We start from the raw sequence: 404 nt of genomic DNA on the forward strand, positions 1-404 counted from the left end.
GCGCAAAGGAGGCAAGCCATGCCGAGTAAGGAATTCATCGAGAAGGTGGCGAGAGAAATAATGATGGCGCGACACGACGGAGGCTGCTCCGTCAAGAATTGGAACACTGAACGGCTGGACAATCCCCATGTTGACCAAGCGATGCGACAAGCCTCAGCCGCCATATCCACCGTCCTCGCCGCTCTACAGGAGCCGACAGAGGGGATGCTGGACGCCGCTGACAAAGAGGACCGCGACGAAAACTATTGCGTCACCTACAGCGATTATTGGCGCGCCATGCTCGCCGCCTCCGCACTTGGGGAGCAGAGCGAATGAAGCTGACGAAACTGCAAACACGGGCGCTCAACCTTCTTGACCATCGCGATAGCGGCGTTGCCCTTTTGGAAGGAAAGAACCACGAAATC

1 protein-coding gene is annotated in these 404 nt (G+C 57.2%); it reads left to right on the top strand.

The features are described 5' to 3' along the window. On the top strand, positions 1-315 hold a 315-nt coding region (locus ACTJKP_RS27230; RefSeq protein ID WP_440632881.1), incomplete at its 5' end, for a hypothetical protein. Between the last annotated feature and the right edge of the window lie 89 nt (positions 316-404).

Source organism: Brucella sp. 22210 (assembly GCF_052045675.1).
Taxonomy (GTDB): domain Bacteria; phylum Pseudomonadota; class Alphaproteobacteria; order Rhizobiales; family Rhizobiaceae; genus Brucella.